Origin of the sequence: Nocardioides sp. GXQ0305 (genome assembly GCF_050880345.1) — a bacterium.
Lineage (GTDB): Bacteria > Actinomycetota > Actinomycetes > Propionibacteriales > Nocardioidaceae > Nocardioides.
Window position 1 is genome coordinate 862,368 of sequence record NZ_JBNYXG010000001.1, and the last position, 16,631, is coordinate 878,998.

Consider the following 16,631-nt stretch of genomic DNA (forward strand, 5'->3'; position numbering starts at 1 on the left):
ACAGCGGACGAGATTTCGGTAGAGCCTCGCCGCCACAACTTTCCGCGTCGGTCCCGGCGGCCCGGAGGGTCACCCCAGCGGCAACGAGACCCGCAGCGTCGTCCCCCCCTCCGAGGTGTCGATCCCGATCTCCCCGTGGTGCCGGTCGGCGACCACGCGCCGGGCGATGTCGAGACCGAGGCCGGTGCCGCGACCGACGTCCTTGGTGGTGAAGAACGTGTCGTACGCGCGGGCGGCGACCTCCGGCGACATCCCGTGCCCGGTGTCGCGGACCTCGACGACGAGCGCGTCGCCCCGCGTGCAGGCGGCCACGGTGAGGGTCCCGCCGCCGGGCATCGCGTCGATGGCGTTGTCGACCAGGTTGGTCCAGACCTGGTTGAGCTCGCCGGCGTACCCGTCGACCCGGGGGAGCCCCTCGGCGTACTCACGGACCACGACGACGCCCCCCTGACGCAGCTTGTGGCCCAGCATCACCAGGGTGCTCTCGAGACCCTCGCGGACGTCGACCGGCTGGAGCGTCGCCCGGTCCACCTGGGTGTAGGAGCGGACGGCGGACACCAGCTGCGACACCCGGTCCGTCGCCTCCCGCACCTCCGTGAGCAGTCGTTCGGCCGTGAGGGCGCTCGCCACCCACGCCAGCGCCGACGCGAGCACGGTGGGCGGCACCAGGTCCGCGACCTGGCGGCACCAGCCGGCGTCGACCCCGACCGCGGCCAGCGCCCCGGCGAGCCGCCAGGGGTCGGGCAGGTCACGCTGCTCGAGCCAGGCGGCCACCTCCTCCTCGCGGTCCGCGGCGTCGAGCGGGTCCTCGGGGCCGGAGGGCGGCATCACCGAGCGGCGCAGCTCGTCGAGGGCGGTGAACTGCACGGCCGTGAGCTCGCCCCGGGCCAGCTCGCCCAGCGCGGTGAGCTGGGTCGCGCTGGTCTCGTCGAGGGCGTCCACCGCCCGGCCCGCGGCGGCGACCGGGTTGTTGAGCTCGTGGGCGAGCCCGGCCGCGAGGGTGCCGAGGCTGACCAGGGCGTCGCGCTGCCGCGCGGTCGACTCGATCGAGCGCGCGGTGTGGAAGAGCCCGCTGATCAGGTGCACCGCCAGGGGGAACCACTCCTGCACCTGGCGGCGCAGCTCGTGGGCCGGCACCTTCAGCATCCGTCCGGGGTCGGCGCCGCGACCGGTGGCCAAGTAGGTGCCGTGCTCGTCCCAGGCGGTGAAGCCGCCGGCCCAGCGGCCGGGGACGTCCATCCGGCCCACGACGGTCTCGTCCCGACCGGCGTGCCGGGCCAGCTCCACCGCGCCGTCGACCAGGACCCACCAGTACGCCGCGAGGTCGCCCTCGCGGAACAGGTCCTCGCCCGGGACGATCGCGACCTCCTCCCCGCCGTCCAGCAGCGCCTGGACCTGGGCGTCGGTGAGGCCGTCGAACAGCGGGAAGCCGCGGACGTCGTCGAGGCCGATCATCGCGGCCTCACGTCGTCGCCAGGTAGCGGTGGACGAGGTGGACCGCCATCGCGCCCTCCCCGACGGCGGAGGCGACCCGCTTCATCGAGTCCTGCCGGACGTCGCCCGCGACGAACACGCCCGGCACGCTCGACTCCAGGCCGTACGGGGGCCGCTCCAGCGACCACCGGGCGCCCGCGTGCCGCAGCAGCTCGGGCCCGGTCACCACGAACCCGTGCTCGTTCCTCGCGACGTCGTCGCCGAGCCAGCCGGTGCGCGGCGCGGCGCCGATGAACACGTAGAGCCAGCCCGCGGTCACGGTCTCCTGCCCGGCACCGTCGGTCTGCAGGGTGAGGCACTCGAGGTGGTCGCTGCCCTGTGCGCCCACCACCCGGGTGCCGCACCGTACCTCGACGTTGGCGGCCGCCTCGATCCGCTCGACCAGGTAGCGCGACATGCCGGCCTCGAGCGAGCCGGCGCGGACCAGCATCACGACCCGCTTCGCATGACGGGAGAAGTTGAGCACCGCCTGGCCGGCGGAGTTGGCGGCCCCCACGACGTACACCTCCTCGCCCTCGAGCTGGGCGGCGTCGCCCGCGCTGGCGCCGTAGAAGACGCCGCGGCCGGCGAGGTCGTCGACGCCGGGGGCCGGGAGCCTCCGGTACGAGACGCCGGACGCGACGACCACCGCCCGCGCCTCGAACTCCGTGCCGCCGGCGAGGCGGACCGCGTGCACCGGTCCGCGGGACTCCAGCCCGACCACCTCGCGGGCCAGCACCATCTCGGCGCCGAAGCGCCCCACCTGGGCGATCGCCCGCTGCGCGAGGTCGGAGCCGCTGAGCCCGCGCGGGAACCCGAGGTAGTTCTCGATCGCCGCGCTCTGGCCGGCCTGGCCGCCGGGCGCCTCGCGCTCGACCACGACGGTGCGCAGCCCCTCGGAGGCGGCGTACACCGCGGCCGCGAGGCCGGCGGGGCCCGCACCGACGATGCAGACGTCGTAGAGCGGCTGCTCGGCGCGCGTGCGCAGCCCGAGGGTCTCGGCGACCTCGAGCGTGGTGGGGGAGCGCAGCGTCGCGGCGCCGGGTGCCAGCACCAGCGGCAGGTCGTCGGGACCGGCGTCCGCGACCTCCGCCAGCCGGCCGCCCTCCTCGAGCTCCACGTCGAGCCACAGGTACGGCACGTGGTTGCGGGCCAGGAACGTCTTGACCTCGTGGGTGCGGTCGGACCAGCGGTGGCCGACGACGCGCACCGTCGGCGCGTGCTGCGGGTGCTCGCGCTGCCAGTCGTCGAGCAGGTCCTCGACCACCGGGTATAGCCGCTCCTCGGGTGGGTCCCACGGCTTGAGCAGGTAGTGGTCGAGGCCGATGTCGTTGATCGCCGTGATCGCGGCGTCGGTGTCGGCGTACGCCGTCAGCAGCAGGAGCTTGGCGTCCGGGGCCGAGGTGCGTGCCCGGCCCAGCATCTCGACGCCCGTCATCTGCGGCATCCGCTGGTCGGTCACGATCAGCGCGACCGGCTGGTCCCGGAGGGCGAGCCGGGACAGCACGTCCAGCGCCTCGGGCCCCGAGGTGGTCCGGACGATCCGGTAGTCGGCGTTGAACCGCTCCCGCAGGTCGCGCGCGATCGCCTCCGCCACCAGCGGCTCGTCGTCGGTGACGACGATCGTCGGTCTCGGCATGCCCGGGCCCCCTCGTACCCCGCCGCCCGAGCCGGCACCACGTCTCAGGGGACGGTACCCCCGCAGGGGTGGGGGCGGGAACCGGGCGACGGGCACGGGCCTGCCCGGTGCGTGGACTCTCCGGTGTGGGGCCTTTCACAACGGGCGATCTCGGGACAGACTGACGACCCGTTGTCACGGGGACGAGCGAGAGGCGCACATGAGCACAGGGGTGACGGGCCCGGGCCGGGCCGCCATCAGCGAGAGGACGCTCCGCGAGGACCGATGGTGGCTCTCCCCACTGGTCACCTTCGTCGTGTTCAGCGCCTTCGTGGTGTACGCGACGTGGCGGGCGTTCTCGGGGGAGCACTACTACGCCTCGCCGTACCTCTCGCCCTTCTACTCCCCGTGCCTCGCCGACTGCGTCGAGGGCGCCTCGGACTTCGGTCAGCCGTTCGCGGGGTGGCCGCTGTCGGCGGCCCTGATCATCCTGATCTTCCCGCTCGGGTTCCGGATGACCTGCTACTACTACCGCAAGGCCTACTACAGGGCGTTCTGGCTGAGCCCGCCCGCGTGCGGGGTGGCCGAGCCGCACGGCGGCTACTCCGGTGAGACCCGGCTGCCGCTGATCCTCAACAACCTGCACCGCTGGTTCTGGTACGCCGCGGTGCTGGTCGCGCTGGTGCTCAGCTACGACACCCTGCTCGCGTTCCGCAACGCGGACCACGAGTGGGGGCACATGGGACTCGGCACCGTGCTGATGCTGGTCAACGTCGTCTACATCTGGCTCTACACGCTCTCCTGCCACTCCTGCCGCCACATCGTCGGTGGCCGGATGCGCCACTTCAGCAAGCACCCCGTCCGCTACCGGGCCTGGACCCTGGTGTCGCGGCTCAACACGCGGCACGCGCAGTACGCCTGGGTGTCGCTGTTCTCGGTGGCGCTGGTCGACCTCTACGTCTACCTGCTCGCCACGGGCACGATCACCGACGTGAGGTTCTTCTGATGCGCCACGAGATGACCGGCAACGAGATGGACTACTACTCCGAGGGCGGGATCGAGCGGCACCGCTACGACGTGGTCGTCGTCGGCGCCGGCGGCGCCGGGCTCCGCGCGGCGATCGCGGCCCACGAGGCGGGCGCCGAGACCGCGATCGTCTGCAAGTCGCTGCTCGGCAAGGCGCACACCGTGATGGCCGAGGGCGGCATCGCGGCGGCGATGGGCAACCGATGGCCCGAGGACAACTGGGAGGTCCACTTCCGCGACACCATGCGCGGCGGGAAGATGCTCAACCACTGGCGGATGGCCCAGCTGCACGCCCAGGAGGCGCCCGAGCGGGTGATGGAGCTCGAGGACTGGGGTGCGCTGTTCGACCGGACCGAGGACGGCCTGATCAGCCAGCGCGACTTCGGTGGCCACCGCTACGCGCGGCTCGCCCACGTCGGCGACCGCACCGGCCTGGAGATGATCCGGACGCTCCAGCAACGAGCGGTCCAGGTCGGCATCGACGTGTTCATGGAGTGCACCGTCACCGAGCTGCTGAAGGACGGCCAGCGGGTGAGCGGGGTCTTCGGCTACTGGCGCGAGACCGGCCGGTTCGTCGCGATCGAGGCGCCGTCCGTGGTGCTCGCCACCGGCGGGATCGGCAAGTCGTTCAAGGTGACGTCGAACTCCTGGGAGTACACCGGCGACGGCCACGCGCTGGCGCTGCGGGCGGGCGCGTCCCTGATCAACATGGAGTTCGTGCAGTTCCACCCGACCGGCATGGTCTGGCCCCCCTCGGTCAAGGGACTGCTGGTCACCGAGTCGGTGCGCGGGGACGGCGGGATCCTGCGCAACTCCGAGGGCAAGCGGTTCATGTTCGACTACATCCCGGAGTTCTTCAAGGCGGAGACGGCCGACACCGAGGAGGAGGCCGACCGCTGGTACGACGACAAGAAGAACAACCGCCGACCACCCGAGCTGCTCCCGCGTGACGAGGTCGCCCGGGCCATCAACTCCGAGATCAAGGCCGGCCGAGGGTCACCGCACGGCGGCGTGTTCCTCGACATCGCGTCGAGGCGCGACGCCGACTACATCCGCAAGCGGCTGCCGTCGATGTACCACCAGTTCAAGGAGCTGGCCGACGTCGACATCACCGCCGAGCCGATGGAGATCGGACCCACCTGCCACTACGTGATGGGCGGTGTCGAGGTCGACCCCGACACCCAGCAGAGCGCCGTCACCGGGCTGTACGCCGCGGGGGAGGTGTCCGGCGGGATGCACGGCTCCAACCGGCTGGGCGGCAACAGCCTGTCCGACCTGCTGGTGTTCGGCCGCCGGGCGGGCGAGGCCGCGGCGGCGTACGCCGCGGGGCTGGCCGAGCGCCCGGTCGTCAGCGACGAGGACGTCCGGGCGGGGGAGTGGAGCGCGGTGGCGCCGTTCAACGTGGAGGGCGGCGACAACCCCTACACGATCCAGCAGGACCTCCAGGAGGCGATGAACGACCTGGTCGGCATCATCCGGACCGCCGAGGAGCTGGAGCAGGCGCTGAAGACGATCCAGGGCCTCAAGGAGCGGGCGGCGACGATGGGCGTCACCGGCCACCGGCAGTACAACCCCGGCTGGCACCTCGCGCTCGACCTGCGCAACATGCTGGTCGTCTCCGAGGCGATCGCGAAGGCCGCGCTGGCGCGCCGCGAGTCCCGCGGCGGCCACACCCGCGACGACTTCCCGATGACCGACCACGAGTACTGGGGCACCCGCAACCTCGTGGTGCGCCTCGACGAGGCCGGCACGGGCGTCACGCTCACCGAGCAGTCGCTGCCGCAGATGCCCGACGAGCTCAAGACGTACTTCGAGGAGTGAGCGTGGGATACGACCTGAAGCTGCGTGTCTGGCGCGGCAACGAGAGCGGCGGCGAGCTCCGCGACTACACCGTCGAGGTGTCCGAGGGCGAGGTCGTCCTCGACGCGCTGCACCGGCTGCAGGCGACCCAGTCGGGCGACCTGGCGATCCGGTGGAACTGCAAGGCCGGCAAGTGCGGCTCGTGCAGTGCCGAGATCAACGGCCGGCCCCGGCTGCTCTGCATGACGCGCTTGTCGGACTTCGCCGAGGACGAGGTCATCACCGTGACCCCCGTGCGTGCCTTCCCGGTGATCCGCGACCTGGTGACCGACGTGTCCTACAACTACAAGAAGGCGCGCCAGCTCCCCGGCGTCGAGCTCGGCCCCCGGGACGCCGACGGCAAGCGGCGGATGATGCAGGTCGACGTCGAGCGCGGCCAGGAGTTCCGCAAGTGCATCGAGTGCTTCCTGTGCCAGAACGTGTGCCACGTGGTCCGCGACCACGAGGACAACAAGGAGGCGTTCGCGGGACCGCGGTTCTTCCTGCGCTACGCCGAGCTCGACATGCACCCGCTGGACACCCACGACCGCCGCAAGCTGGCCCAGGAGGCGGCCGGGATCGGGATGTGCAACATCACCAAGTGCTGCACCGAGGTCTGCCCCGAGGGCATCCGGATCACCGACAACGCGATCATCCCGATGAAGGAGCGCGTGGTCGACCGGAAGTACGACCCCCTCGTCTGGCTCGGCAGCAAGATCGGGATCCGCAACAAGGACGACGACGGCCGGACCGAGGTCTAGCGGACCATGACCGCGTTCCGGGACGACTTCGACGGACCGGGGCTGGACACCGCGGTGTGGCTGCCGCACTACCTGCCCGCGTGGAGCTCCCGGGACGCGACGGCCGCGAGCTACCGGCTGGTGGACTCGTGCCTGGTGCTCGACGTGCCCGTCGACCACCCGGTGTGGTGCCCGGGCGACCACGTCCCGCCGCTGCGCTGCTCCGCGGTGCAGTCGGGAAGCTTCTCGGGCCCGGTGGGCAGCACCCGGGGCCAGCAGCGGTTCCGCGAGGGGCAGGCGGTGCGTGAGGAGCAGCCGCGCTTCGAGGGCTGGCTGCCCTCCTCGGGCCACGTCGAGATCCGGTGCCGGATGACGCTGTCGCCGCGGTCGATGGCCGCGCTGTGGCTCTCCGGGTTCGAGGACGACGACGAGCAGCTGCGGTGCGGCGAGCTGTGCGTCGTCGAGATCTTCGGCAGCTCGGTCCGCGACGGCTCGTGCGAGGTCGGGATGGGCATCAAGGCGTTCCGGGACCCGGCGCTGACCCAGGACTTCGCGGCGCCGCGGCTGCCCGTGGACCCCGCCGACGTCCACACCTACGCCGTCGACTGGGACCCCGGGCTCGCGGTGTTCTCCGTGAACGGCGAGGAGGTGCGCCGCTGCCCGAGCCCCCCGACCTACCCGCTGCAGGCGATGGTCGCCGTCTACGACTTCCCGGAGTGGTCGGTCGGCGACGACGACCACCTGGTGCCCGAGCTGGTGGTGGACCACGTCGCGGGCTGGTGAGCGGGCCCGATTGCGGCCACCCGGTGGCCGGATCGGCGTCTAGCGTGGGCCCATGGACATGAAGCTGGAGCTGGTGACCGTGCCCGTGACCGACGTCGACCGGGCCAGGGACTTCTACGTGCAGGCGGGTTTCGTCTGCGACCACGACCACGCCGTCAGCGACGAGATCCGGTTCGTGCAGCTGACCCCGCCCGGGTCGGCCTGCTCGATCGCACTCGGTCGGGGCCTGACGGGCATGGCGCCCGGCTCGCTCGACAACCTGCAGGTGGTCGTCGCCGACGCCGACGAGGCCCTCGCCGACCTGCGCGGTCGCGGGATCGAGTGCGAGGGGGTCGAGGAGATGCAGTGGGGCCGGTTCGTGTTCTTCGCCGACCCCGACGGCAACCGCTGGGCCCTCCAGCAGCTGCCCGACTGGTCAGCGGGCACCTGAGCCGCCGGGGCGGGGTCACTCGCTGGCGGCCATGGTGGCGCCGAGGCCGATCATCATCACGCCGCCCGCGGTGCTCATGGTGTCCAGCCGCCCCGGACGACGGGCGAACCAGAGGCGGGCGCGGCCGGCGACCAGCGCCCAGATGCTGTCGGAGGCCACGGCCAGCACGCCGAACACGACGCCGAGCAGCGCGATCTGGGGCCCGGCCGGTGAGCCCGCGGCCGTGAACTGCGGCAGGAAGGCCACGAAGAACACGATCGTCTTCGGGTTGGTCACCCCGACGACGAAGCCGGTGCGCAGCGCCGCGGCCGCCCGCTCAGGGGGCCGCTCGCCGGACAGCAGCGCCCGCCGGGCGTCGCCGCGGTGACGGATCGCCTGGACGCCGAGCCACACGACGTACGCCGCCCCGACGACCTTGAGCGCGGTGTAGGCGGTCGCGCTGACCGCGACCACGGCGCCCAGCCCGACGGCGACCAGCAGCACCTGCACGACCAGGCCGAGCGCGTTGCCGGCGACCGACACCAGCGCGTCGCGCAGGCTGACCGTCAGCGCCCGGCCGAGCATGAACAGCAGGCTCGGGCCCGGGACCTGGATGAACAGCAGCGAGGCGACGACGAACGCGACCCACTGGCTGGAGCTGGGCATGCTGCAGTATGCGCCGGTCGACGGGTCCGCAGCGAGCCGTTTCGGCGTCCGGTCAGGGCGGCGGTGTCACGGTGCCGTGCAGGCACACGTCGTGCCGCCGTACGGAGCCGTCGGGGTCGCGCAGCGGCAGGTAGCCGCGCCGGATCCCCTCCCGCTCGAAGCCGGCGGCGAGGGCGACCCGGCAGGACGCGGGGTTCTCGGTGCTGTGGTCGAGCTGCACCCGGGCCAGGCCGCGGCCGTCGGGGGCGAGCAGCCACCGGGTGAGCGCGACGAGCGCGCGCCGCGCCAGCCCCCGGCCGCGGGCGTCGGGATGCACGCCGTAGCCCAGGTCGGCCGCGGCGAGCCGCTCCCCGGTCGACCACCGCCAGCCGATGTCGCCGAGGAACACCTCCGGGGTCTCCGGGGCGACGACGACCAGCGTGCCCGGCGCGCTCTCGGACCAGGCGGCGGCCGACCCGGCCAGCCGCTCCGCGAGCGCGTCGACGTCGGCCGGGACCTCCACGAACGCCGGCGAGGCGTACCGCCGGTGGTCCGGGTCGTGGAGCAGCTCCAGCCAGCGCACGGCGTCACCGGCGACGGCCGGCCGCAGGAGGACGCCGTTCCCGCCGTCGATCCCCTCCGCCGTCGCCACGGGACGAAACTAGCCCGTGGGCACGTCGGAAAGGTCACACCCGGTGGCCCCGCGGTGCCCGCGCTCCTATCGTTCGCAGCATGACCCGACCGCAGTCCGTCGAGGGCGGGCTGGACGAGCCCGAGGAGCTCGAGCCCGACCAGGGGACCCTGGCGCTGGCCGACCCCCGTGACGACCACGCCCGCGCAGACTGGGAGCGTGCCGCCGCCGCTGTGCTGCGCAAGGCCGGCCGGCTGGGCGACGCCGACCCCGACGACGCGGTCTGGGACGCGCTGACCCGGACCACCCTCGACGGCCTGGCGGTGCCGCCGCTCGGCACCCCCGACCTGCTCGACGACCTCTCGACGGCCGGCCGACCGGCGCGCTCCGGCGGCTGGGACGTCCGGACCACGCCGACCGACCGCGAGCAGGCCCTGGTCGACCTCGACAACGGCGCCACGTCGCTGCTCGTCGACCCCGCTGCGGACCTCCCGGCCCTGCTCGACGGGGTGCTGCTCGACCTCGCGCCGGTCGTCCTCGACGGCGCGACCGCGGAGCAGGCCCGTGCGTTCCTGGCGGTCCTCGGCGACACCGCGCCGGCCGACGGCACCAACCTGGGCGCCGACGCCACCGGCGACCACGTCGTCGAGGTCGCCGGCCTGGCCCGCGAGGCCGGCGTCCTGGCGGCGGTCGTCGACGCGACCACCGTCCACGAGCGGGGCGCCTCCGACGTCCAGGAGCTGGGCTGGGCCCTCGCGGCCGTGGCGGCGTACCTCCGGACGCTCACCGCGGCCGGGGTCCCGGCCGGCGAGGCTGCCCGGCTCATGGAGATCAGGCTGGTCGCGACCGACGAGCAGCTCGTCACCGTCGCCAAGCTCCGGGCCGTGCGGCGGCTGTGGGCCCGGATGCTGGAGCTGTGCGACGTGGAGCCGGTCGAGGCCCGCATCCATGCGGTGACCAGCCGGCCGATGATGAGCCGCTACGACCCCTGGGTCAACATGCTGCGGACGACGGTGGCCGCGTTCGCGGCCGGGGTCGGCGGGGCCGACGCGGTGACCGTGGTGCCGTTCGACAGCCCCCTCGGCGACCCCGACGAGTTCGGCCGCCGGATCGCCCGCAACACCTCCAGCCTGCTGCTCTCCGAGTCCCACCTCGGCCGGGTCGCCGACCCTGCGGGTGGGGCGTGGGCCGTCGAGAAGCTCACCGACGACCTGGCCCTGGCGGCGTGGGAGGAGCTGGGCCGGATCGAGGCCGAGGGCCTCGGCGCCTTCGACGAGCGGGTGGCCACGACGGTCGCCCGCCGCGACGACGACGTCGCCCACCGGCGTCGCCCGCTGACCGGGCTGACCGAGTTCCCCCACCTCGGCGAGACGCTGCCCGAGCGCACCGGTGACGGCGACGGCGTACGCCGGTGGGGGGCGGCGTTCGAGGAGCTGCGCGACCGGCCGGCCACCACTCCCGCCTTCCTGGCGACCATGGGCAGCGTCTCCGCCCACACCGCCCGGGCGACCTGGGCGACCAACCTGCTGGCCGCCGGCGGGGTCGCGGTCGAGCCGGCCGGGGCCACCGACGACGTGGCGTCCGTGGTGGCGGCCTACGGCGACTCCGGACGATCCCCGGTCGCCGTGCTCTGCGGCACCGACGCGGCGTACGAGGAGTGGGGCAGCGACCTGGTCGCCGCCCTGCGCGATGCCGGGGCCCGCCGGGTCGTCGTGGCGGGGAAGGCCGACGTCGGTGCCGACGACCGGGCCTACGCCGGGATCGACGCGCTCGACTTCCTGACCCGGACCCGGGAGGTGCTCGCATGAGCGTGCCCGAGACCTTCGCCGGTCTGCCGCTGGCCGGTGGTGCCGCCCCGAGGGGCGACGCGGTGGGGGAGCCCTGGCACAGCCCCGAGGGCATCGAGGTCAAGCAGCGCTACGACGAGGCCGACCTCGAGGGTCTCGACGCGCTCGACACCTGGCCGGGACTGAGCCCCTTCCTGCGCGGGCCCTACCCGACGATGTACACCACCCAGCCGTGGACGATCCGGCAGTACGCCGGCTTCTCGACCGCCGAGGAGTCCAACGCGTTCTACCGGCGCAACCTCGCGGCCGGGCAGAAGGGACTCAGCGTCGCGTTCGACCTGGCGACCCACCGCGGCTACGACTCCGACCACCCGCGGGTGCGGGGCGACGTGGGCATGGCCGGCGTGGCGATCGACTCGATCTACGACGCCCGCACCCTCTTCGACGGCATCCCCCTGGACCAGATGTCGGTCTCGATGACGATGAACGGCGCGGTGCTGCCGGTGATGGCGCTCTACATCGCGGCGGCCGAGGAGCAGGGGGTGGATCCGGAACGGCTGACCGGGACCATCCAGAACGACATCCTCAAGGAGTTCATGGTCCGCAACACCTACATCTACCCGCCGGCGCCGAGCATGCGGATCATCTCCGACATCTTCGCCTTCACCGCCGAGCGGATGCCGCGGTTCAACTCGATCTCGATCTCCGGCTACCACATGCAGGAGGCCGGGGCGACCGCCGACCTCGAGCTCGCCTACACCCTCGCCGACGGCGTGGAGTACCTGCGCGCCGGGATCGACGCCGGGCTCGACGTCGACCGGTTCGCGCCGCGGCTGTCGTTCTTCTGGGCGATCGGCATGAACTTCTTCATGGAGGTCGCCAAGATGCGCGCCGCCCGGGCGTTGTGGGCGCGGCTGGTGCGCCAGTTCGAGCCGCAGAACGCCAGGTCGCTGAGCCTGCGCACCCACTGCCAGACCAGCGGCTGGTCGCTCACCGCCCAGGACGTCTTCAACAACGTCGCTCGCACCTGCCTCGAGGCGATGGCGGCCACCCAGGGCCACACCCAGAGCCTGCACACCAACGCGCTCGACGAGGCGATCGCGCTGCCGAGCGACTTCTCGGCGCGGATCGCCCGCAACACCCAGCTGCTGCTCCAGGAGGAGAGCGGCACCACCTGGACCATCGACCCCTGGGCGGGCTCCTACTACGTGGAGCGGCTCACCCACGACCTCGCCGAGCGCGCCTGGGGCCACATCCAGGAGGCCGAGCGAGCGGGCGGCATGGCCGCCGCGATCGAGCAGGGCATCCCGAAGATGCGGATCGAGGAGGCCGCCGCGCGCACCCAGGCCCGGATCGACTCCGGTGCCCAGCAGGTGATCGGTGTCAACGTCTTCCGGCCCCCGCAGGAGGACCGGTTGGACGTGCTGCGCGTGGACAACGACGACGTCTACCGCCAGCAGGTCGCCAAGCTGGAGCGGCTGCGCGCCGAGCGCGACGACCGCGAGGTCGAGCGGGCCCTGGAGGCGCTCACCCGCGCCGGCGAGGGCGACCCCGGCCCGGGCCTCGAGGGCAACCTCCTCGCCCTCGCGGTCGACGCCGCCCGGGCCAAGGCGACGGTCGGCGAGATCTCCGGCGCCCTGGAGAAGGTGTACGGCCGCCACCAGGCGGTGATCCGTACCATCAGCGGCGTGTACCGCGACGAGTCCGGCGACACCGGCGACGGTCCCGTCCAGCGGGTCGTGGCGGCCGCCGAGGAGTTCGAGCAGCACGAGGGCCGCCGGCCCCGGATCCTGGTCGCCAAGATGGGCCAGGACGGCCACGACCGCGGGCAGAAGGTGGTCGTCACGGCGTTCGCGGACATGGGCTTCGACGTCGACGTGGGACCGCTGTTCTCCACGCCGGACGAGGTCGCCCAGCAGGCGGTCGACGCCGACGTGCACATCGTGGGGGTGTCCTCTCTCGCGGCGGGCCACCTCGCACTCCTGCCCCAGCTGCGACAGGCGCTGGCCGACCAGGGCCGCGACGACATCATGGTCGTGGTCGGCGGCGTGATCCCGCCCGACGACGTCCCCCGGCTGCTGGAGATGGGGGCGGCCGCGGTGTTCCTGCCGGGCACGGTCATCGCCGAGTCGGCCCTCGACCTGCTGCACAAGCTGTCGGAGCAGCTGCACCACGGTGACTGAGCCGCGAGCCGCGCGACCCGCGCTCGACCTCGACGACCTGGCCGACGGCGTCCGCCACGGCCGGCGCGCCGCCGTCTCCCGGGCGATCACGCTGGTCGAGTCGACCCGCACCGACCACCGGGTCGCCGCCCGCGAGTTGCTCGGACGCCTCTCGGGTTTCGAGGCTCGCTCCGCTCGCACCTCAACCACCACCGGCAACGCCGTACGGGTCGGCGTCTCGGGGGTTCCCGGCGTCGGCAAGTCCACGTTCATCGAGCGGCTCGGGACCCAGCTCACCGCGGACGGCCACCGGGTCGGCGTCCTCGCCGTCGACCCCTCCAGCGTCCGCACGGGGGGTTCGGTACTCGGCGACAAGACCCGGATGGGCGCGCTCGCGCACGACCCGGACGCCTACGTCCGCCCCTCGCCGGCCGCCGGCACCCTCGGCGGTGTCGCGCGGGCCACGGTCCAGGCGATGGCGGTCCTGGAGGCGGCCGGCTACGACGTCGTCCTCGTCGAGACCGTCGGCGTCGGCCAGTCGGAGGTGACGGTGGCGGGCATGGTCGACACCTTCCTGTTCCTCACCCTCGCCCGCACCGGGGACCAGCTGCAGGGCATCAAGAAGGGCATCCTCGAGATCGCCGACGTGATCGCGGTCAACAAGGCGGACCAGGACCACGAGGGTGAGGCCCGGGAGGCTGCGCGCGACCTGGCCGGCGCGCTCCGCATGGTCGGCGGGCACGACGAGTGGTCGGCCCCCGTGGTGACCTGCTCGGGCCTCACCGGTGACGGCGTGCGCGAGGTCTGGGACCGGGTGCTCGCCCACCGTGACCACCTCGGCGCCGAGGGCCTCGCTCGCAAGCGGGCCGCCCAGCAGCTCGACTTCGCCTGGGCGCTGGTGCGCGACGAGCTGGCCGACCGGCTGCGGCGGTCGCCCGGTGTGGCGGCGGTCCGCGACGACGTACGCCGGCGGGTGCTGGACGGCGAGCTCACCGCGCCGGTCGCCGCCGACCTGGTCCTCGAGGCCTACGACGCCGACCGCGGCGTCACTCCCTGACACTGGTGGGGGACCGGCGCCGGCGGTGAACTAACCTCTAGGTGCGATGCCCAGCCCCTCCAGCGAGACCTCCGCCATCATCGACGACGTCGTCGACAAGCACTCCGACGACCTGCTCGAGCTGCGCCGGGACCTCCACGCGCACCCCGAGCTCTCCTGGAACGAGCACCGCACCACCGAGCAGGTCGCCGCCCACCTGGGCGAGGCCGGCATCCCGGTCACCCGGATCCCCGGCACCGGCCTGCTCGCCGACATCGGTGACTCCGGGCCGCTCGTCGGCCTGCGCGCCGACCTCGACGCGCTGCCGGTCGAGGACACCTCGGGCGTCCCGTGGGCCAGCACCAACCCCGGCGTCGCCCACGCGTGCGGCCACGACGTCCACACCGCGGGCCTCGTGGGTGCCGGCCTCGCGCTGGCCGAGCTGCACGCGCGCGGCCAGCTGCCCGGACGGGTGCGGCTGCTGTTCCAGCCCGCCGAGGAGGTCATGCCGGGCGGCGCGCTGTTCCTCATGGACCAGGGCGCGCTCGACGACATGGGCCGGATCTTCATGCTCCACTGCGACCCGACCCTCGACGTCGGCCAGGTCGGCGTCCGGAGCGGTGCGCTCACCGGCGCCGCCGACGCCCTGTCGGTCCGGTTGTCCGGCCGCGGCGGCCACACCTCGCGGCCCCACCTGACCGAGGACCTCACCTATGCCCTCGGCAAGCTCGTGACCGAGCTGCCGTCCGTGGTCTCCCGCCGGCTCGACCCCCGCGCCGGTGTCAGCGTCGTGTGGGGCATGGTCCGCGCCGGTGCCGCCCACAACGTGATCCCCGAGAGCGGGCACGCGGCCGGCACGATCCGGATGCTCGACCCGCTCGCGTGGGCGGAGGCCGAGGGCCTGGTGCGGGTGCTGATCGACGAGATCGTCGCCCCCTACGGCGTCACCGCCGACGTCGACTACCGCCGGGGCGTCCCGCCCGTGGTCAACGAGCACCGTTCCTCCGAGCTGCTCGCCTCCGCCGTGCGCCGGGTGGTCGGCGCGGAGGGCCAGGTCGCGACCACCCAGAGCCTCGGCGGCGAGGACTTCGGCTGGTACCTCGAGCGGGTTCCCGGCGCGATGGGCCGGCTCGGGACCCGCACTCCCGGGGGAGCGCGCTACGACCTCCACCAGGGCAACATCGTGGTCGACGAGGCCGCCACCCCGGTGGCCGCCCGCGTCCTCGCCGAAGTGGCGGTCACGTCCCTGTCGGCGTGACCTCGGGCGGCCGTCCTCCACAGACGTGTAACAACCTCATATCGTCCGGCGATGAGGGTTCGCGCCGGGACGGTGTGGGTTTAGGGTGACGCCCGAACGTGCGCCCGACGTGGGCCACGCCGAGGCAACACTGCAGGAGAGCACTGTGAAGAAAACCGTAGGGATGACGGCGGTGGCCGCGCTGGCGCTGTCGCTGGCGGCGTGTGGCGAGCGGTCCGAGAACGAGCCCCAGGCCGAGGAGATCGACTTCAAGGCCTGCATGGTGTCCGACTCCGGTGGTTTCGACGACAAGTCGTTCAACCAGACCTCCCTGGCGGGCCTGACCGCTGCCGAGGAGGACCTCGGCGTGCAGACGGCGACCATCGAGTCCGCCAGCGACGCCGAGTACGCCGACAACCTGCAGAGCCTCGCCGACGAGGGCTGCAACCAGATCACCACCGTGGGCTTCCTGCTCGGTGACGCGACCCGCGAGGCCGCCGACGCCAACCCCGACATCGACTACGCGATCGTCGACTTCGAGTTCACCGACCCGAAGACCTTCGAGCCCAACCCGCCCGACAACGCGAAGGGCCTCACCTTCGACACCGGCCAGCCGTCGTTCCTCGCCGGCTACGCCGCTGCCGCCACCTCCGAGTCCGGCAAGGTCGGCACGTTCGGTGGCCTCAACATCCCGACGGTCACCATCTTCATGACCGGCTTCCTGCAGGGTGTCGAGTACTACAACGAGGAGAACGGCGAGAACGTCGAGGTCATCGGCTGGGACGGCAAGGACGGCTCGTTCACCGAGGACTTCGAGGACCAGGCCAAGGGCCAGCAGGTCGCCGAGCAGATGATCCAGCAGGGCGCCGACGTGATCTTCCCGGTCGCCGGCCCAGCGGGTCTCGGTGGCCTCAAGGCCGCCCAGGACAACGACGCCTGGGGGATCTGGGTCGACACCGACGGCTGCGAGTCGGCCGCCGAGTACTGCGACATCCTGCTGACCTCGGTGGTCAAGGGCATGGACGTCGCGGTCGAGCAGGCCATCGAGGACTCCGTCAACGACGAGTTCACCAACGAGGTCTACCGCGGCACCCTCGAGAACGACGGGGTCGGCCTGGCCGACTTCGGTGACGCCGTCTCCGACGAGACCGCGTCCAAGGTCGACGAGCTCCGCCAGATGATCATCGACGGCGAGATCGAGGTCGGCTGACCGACCGTCGCTGGGTCGACTGGACCAGAAGGACG

14 protein-coding genes are annotated in these 16,631 nt (G+C 72.9%); 10 read left to right on the forward strand and 4 right to left on the reverse strand.

The window, feature by feature from the left end:
* Positions 1–69: 69 nt before the first annotated feature.
* A complete protein-coding gene (locus ACQ1X7_RS04100; protein WP_432476879.1) occupies positions 70–1,455 on the reverse strand; it encodes a sensor histidine kinase in 1,386 nt (461 codons plus the stop codon).
* 7 nt (positions 1,456–1,462) lie between these two features.
* Entirely contained in the window at positions 1,463–3,112 is a 1,650-nt protein-coding gene (locus ACQ1X7_RS04105; RefSeq protein ID WP_432476880.1) for an FAD-dependent oxidoreductase, read from the reverse strand.
* 199 nt (positions 3,113–3,311) lie between these two features.
* Between ACQ1X7_RS04105 and ACQ1X7_RS04110 the strand changes: the two genes are divergently transcribed.
* The 5 genes from ACQ1X7_RS04110 to ACQ1X7_RS04130 are packed head-to-tail and all read left to right on the forward strand — an operon-like array spanning position 3,312 to position 7,909.
* Positions 3,312–4,097, forward strand: coding sequence for a hypothetical protein (locus ACQ1X7_RS04110; protein ID WP_432476881.1), 786 nt, complete (start codon positions 3,312–3,314; stop codon positions 4,095–4,097).
* Positions 4,097–5,938, forward strand: a complete 1,842-nt coding sequence (locus ACQ1X7_RS04115) for a fumarate reductase/succinate dehydrogenase flavoprotein subunit (protein WP_432476882.1) — start codon at positions 4,097–4,099, stop codon at positions 5,936–5,938. Before ACQ1X7_RS04110 ends, ACQ1X7_RS04115 begins: the two co-directional genes overlap by 1 nt.
* Positions 5,939–5,940: 2 nt before the next feature.
* Complete coding sequence (locus ACQ1X7_RS04120; protein ID WP_432476883.1) at positions 5,941–6,717, forward strand: succinate dehydrogenase/fumarate reductase iron-sulfur subunit; 777 nt, start codon at positions 5,941–5,943, stop codon at positions 6,715–6,717.
* A 6-nt stretch (positions 6,718–6,723) separates the two neighbouring features.
* On the forward strand, positions 6,724–7,479 hold the full coding sequence (locus ACQ1X7_RS04125; RefSeq protein ID WP_432476884.1) for a glycoside hydrolase family 16 protein: 756 nt from the start codon (positions 6,724–6,726) through the stop codon (positions 7,477–7,479).
* A gap of 52 nt (positions 7,480–7,531) precedes the next feature.
* The gene (locus ACQ1X7_RS04130) at positions 7,532–7,909 is read left to right on the forward strand and encodes a VOC family protein (RefSeq protein WP_432476885.1); all 378 of its coding nucleotides are present in this window, start codon (positions 7,532–7,534) and stop codon (positions 7,907–7,909) included.
* 15 nt (positions 7,910–7,924) lie between these two features.
* Here ACQ1X7_RS04130 and ACQ1X7_RS04135 read toward each other — a convergent pair whose 3' ends face one another.
* Both ACQ1X7_RS04135 and ACQ1X7_RS04140 read right to left on the reverse strand, forming a co-directional pair.
* Positions 7,925–8,554 carry a LysE family translocator gene (locus ACQ1X7_RS04135; protein WP_432476886.1) on the reverse strand — a complete coding sequence of 210 codons (630 nt, stop codon included), beginning with the start codon at positions 8,552–8,554 and terminating at the stop codon, positions 7,925–7,927.
* 52 nt (positions 8,555–8,606) lie between these two features.
* Positions 8,607–9,185: a GNAT family N-acetyltransferase gene (locus ACQ1X7_RS04140; protein WP_432476887.1), complete on the reverse strand. Its 579-nt coding sequence runs from the start codon at positions 9,183–9,185 to the stop codon at positions 8,607–8,609.
* Between the two features lie 80 nt (positions 9,186–9,265).
* Between ACQ1X7_RS04140 and ACQ1X7_RS04145 the strand changes: the two genes are divergently transcribed.
* The 5 genes from ACQ1X7_RS04145 (at position 9,266) to ACQ1X7_RS04165 (ending at position 16,596) form a co-directional block, all read left to right on the forward strand.
* Positions 9,266–10,972 (forward strand): methylmalonyl-CoA mutase family protein, encoded by a 1,707-nt coding sequence (locus tag ACQ1X7_RS04145; RefSeq protein WP_432476888.1) that lies wholly within the window; start codon positions 9,266–9,268, stop codon positions 10,970–10,972.
* Complete coding sequence (gene scpA / locus ACQ1X7_RS04150; protein ID WP_432476889.1) at positions 10,969–13,134, forward strand: methylmalonyl-CoA mutase; 2,166 nt, start codon at positions 10,969–10,971, stop codon at positions 13,132–13,134. The genes ACQ1X7_RS04145 and scpA overlap by 4 nt, the downstream gene beginning before the upstream one ends.
* Positions 13,127–14,170, forward strand: coding sequence for a methylmalonyl Co-A mutase-associated GTPase MeaB (gene meaB, locus ACQ1X7_RS04155; protein WP_432476890.1), 1,044 nt, complete (start codon positions 13,127–13,129; stop codon positions 14,168–14,170). The genes scpA and meaB overlap by 8 nt, the downstream gene beginning before the upstream one ends.
* 46 nt (positions 14,171–14,216) lie before the next feature.
* Positions 14,217–15,407 (forward strand): amidohydrolase, encoded by a 1,191-nt coding sequence (locus ACQ1X7_RS04160; protein WP_432476891.1) that lies wholly within the window; start codon positions 14,217–14,219, stop codon positions 15,405–15,407.
* Positions 15,408–15,552: 145 nt separating this feature from the next.
* On the forward strand, positions 15,553–16,596 hold the full coding sequence (locus tag ACQ1X7_RS04165; protein WP_432476892.1) for a BMP family lipoprotein: 1,044 nt from the start codon (positions 15,553–15,555) through the stop codon (positions 16,594–16,596).
* Positions 16,597–16,631: the final 35 nt, after the last annotated feature.

Excerpts from the sequence above, each read along its gene's own strand:
- ACQ1X7_RS04160 (WP_432476891.1), top strand. The coding sequence starts at position 14,217 with ATGCCCAGCCCCTCCAGCGAGACCTCCGCCATCATCGACGACGTCGTC.
- ACQ1X7_RS04145 (WP_432476888.1), top strand. The coding sequence starts at position 9,266 with ATGACCCGACCGCAGTCCGTCGAGGGCGGGCTGGACGAGCCCGAGGAG.
- scpA (WP_432476889.1), top strand. The coding sequence starts at position 10,969 with ATGAGCGTGCCCGAGACCTTCGCCGGTCTGCCGCTGGCCGGTGGTGCC.
- ACQ1X7_RS04135 (WP_432476886.1), bottom strand. The coding sequence starts at position 8,554 with ATGCCCAGCTCCAGCCAGTGGGTCGCGTTCGTCGTCGCCTCGCTGCTG.
- ACQ1X7_RS04110 (WP_432476881.1), top strand. The coding sequence starts at position 3,312 with ATGAGCACAGGGGTGACGGGCCCGGGCCGGGCCGCCATCAGCGAGAGG.
- ACQ1X7_RS04105 (WP_432476880.1), bottom strand. The coding sequence starts at position 3,112 with ATGCCGAGACCGACGATCGTCGTCACCGACGACGAGCCGCTGGTGGCG.
- ACQ1X7_RS04115 (WP_432476882.1), top strand. The coding sequence starts at position 4,097 with ATGCGCCACGAGATGACCGGCAACGAGATGGACTACTACTCCGAGGGC.
- ACQ1X7_RS04125 (WP_432476884.1), top strand. The coding sequence starts at position 6,724 with ATGACCGCGTTCCGGGACGACTTCGACGGACCGGGGCTGGACACCGCG.
- ACQ1X7_RS04100 (WP_432476879.1), bottom strand. The coding sequence starts at position 1,455 with ATGATCGGCCTCGACGACGTCCGCGGCTTCCCGCTGTTCGACGGCCTC.
- ACQ1X7_RS04130 (WP_432476885.1), top strand. The coding sequence starts at position 7,532 with ATGGACATGAAGCTGGAGCTGGTGACCGTGCCCGTGACCGACGTCGAC.